The following is a 2,500-nucleotide window of genomic DNA, read 5'->3' as shown; positions in this document are numbered from 1 at the left end:
GTACATAGCTACTCGGCATTGCACCTGGCGGCACAACCGATACACCAGCGGTACGTACGACCCGGTCCTCTCGTACTAAGGTCATGTCCTCTCAATTTTCTAACGCCCATCACAGATAGGGACCGAACTGTCTTGCGACGTTCTGAACCCAGTTCACGTGCCACTTTAATCGGCGAACAGCCGAACCCTTGGGACCTTCTCCAGCCCCAGGATGTGACGAACCGACATCGAGGTGCCAAACCTCACCGTCGATATGAGCTCTTGGGTGAGATCAGCCTGTTATCCCCAGAGTACCTTTTATCCTTTGAGCGATGGCCCTTCCATACAGAACCACCGGATCACTTTAGCCTGCTTTCGCACCTGATCGACTTGTATGTCTCACAGTCAAGCACCCTTATACTAATGCGCTCTGCGTACGATTACCAACCGTACTGAGGGTACCTTTGCGAGCCTCCGTTACTTTTTAGGAGGCGACCACCCCAGTCAAACTACCCACCATGCAATGTCCCCCTTCAGGGGTTAGGTTCTAAGCAACAAGAGGTTGGTATTTCAACGATGACTCCACAATGCCTGGCGACACTGCTTCATAGTCTCCCAACTATCCTACACACTTGGTGCTCAAAATCAATGCAAAGTTGTAGTGAAGGTTCATGGGGTCTTTCCGTCCCGTGACGGGTAACCGGCATCTTCACCGATACTACAATTTCACCGGGCTCGTGGAGGAGACAGTGTTCAACTCATTAGACCATTCGTGCAGGTCGGAACTTACCCGACAAGGAATTTCGCTACCTTAGGACCGTTATAGTTACGGCCGCCGTTTACTGGGGCTTCAGTCAGAAGCTTTGGATTACTCCGAACATCCTTCCTTAACCTTCCAGCACCGGGCAGGTATCAGGCTCTATACGTCATCTTACGATTTTGCAGGGCCCTGTGTTTTTGTTAAACAGTTGGTTGAACCATTTTACTGAGACCGCATCGCTGCGGTACGCTTTATCCCGAAGTTACAGCGTCAATTTGCCTAGTTCCTTCTCCACGGCTCACCCGAGCGCCTTAGAATATTCATCTCGACTACCTGTGTCGGTTTACGGTACGGGCGGCATTAGCCTATCCTTAGAGGTTTTTCTCGGTGCTATGATTAGGGTCACTATCTATCCAGCCGAAGCTTTCTAGTACTATCACCTTCGACATCCCGTGCGGATTTGCCTACACAGGATATATCTACGGGCTTTAACGCAGTATTCCGTAACTGCGCGGACCTTTCACTAACACGTCACCCCATCGAAACTAATGCCGGTACTGGAATATTAACCAGTTTTCCATCAGCTGCCCCTTTCGGGTTTGCCTAAGGACCCGACTAACCCTGATCCGATTAACGTTGATCAGGAACCCTTAGTCTTACGGCGAACAAGTTTTTCACTTGTTTTATCGTTACTTATGCCTACATTTTCTTTTCCAACCGCTCCAGCATGCATCACCACACACCTTCAACGCAGATTGGAATGCTCCCCTACCACTCCATACAAGTATGGAATTTAGAACTTCGGTTCGTAGTTTGATGCCCGATCATTTTCCGTGCAGAGTCTCTCGACCAGTGAGCTGTTACGCACTCTTTAAATGAATGGCTGCTTCCAAGCCAACATCCTGGCTGTTTTAGAAACTCCACCTCGTTTGTTCAACTTAACTACGTATTAGGGACCTTAGTTGCTAATCTGGGTTATTTCCCTCTCGGCCATGGACCTTAGCGCCCACAGCCTCACTGCCGCAGATATTTATTAGCATTCGGAGTTTGTCAGGGTTTGGTAGGCGGTGAAGCCCCCTAGCCCAATCAGTAGCTCTACCTCTAATAAACTTCTATATGCGACGCTGTTCCTAAAAACATTTCGGGGAGAACGAGCTATCTCTCAGTTTGATTGGCCTTTCACCCCTATCCACAGGTCATCCCATAACTTTTCAACGTTAATGAGTTCGGTCCTCCAGTGTGTGTTACCACACCTTCAACCTGCCCATGGATAGATCACAAAGTTTCGCGTCTACCCCCACTGACTAAAGCGCCCTATTTGGACTCGCTTTCGCTACGGCTCCGTTACTTAAGAACTTAACCTCGCCAGTGAGGAGTAACTCGTAGGCTCATTATGCAAAAGGCACGCCGTCACACCTTACGATGCTCCGACCGCTTGTAGGCACACGGTTTCAGGTACTATTTCACTCCCTTATTCAGGGTGCTTTTCACCTTTCCCTTACGGTACTGGTTCACTATCGGTGTCTGAAGAGTATTTAGCCTTACCGGATGGTGCCGGCAGATTCACGCAGGATTCCTCCGGTCCCGCGCTACTCAGGATACTGCTCGTCCCTCATTATTTGCTCCTACGTGGCTTTCACACGCTTTGGCCCAACTTTCCAGATGGTTCAGATTGAAATGAGTTTCTAAATGCAGTCCTACAACCCCCGTGGAGCACGCCCCACAGGTTTGGGCTCTTCCCTTTTCGCTCGCCACTACTCA

General features: G+C 49.6%; 1 rRNA gene (only partly in view). It reads right to left on the bottom strand.

The features are described from left to right. Window positions 1–2,500, bottom strand: a 23S ribosomal RNA gene (locus BC349_RS06800) (it extends past both window edges: 155 nt to the left, 228 nt to the right).

It is taken from the genome of Flavihumibacter stibioxidans, from assembly GCF_014332695.1.
Classification (GTDB): Bacteria; Bacteroidota; Bacteroidia; order Chitinophagales; family Chitinophagaceae; genus Flavihumibacter; species Flavihumibacter stibioxidans.
This window is presented reverse-complemented; position numbering and strand designations above follow the sequence as displayed.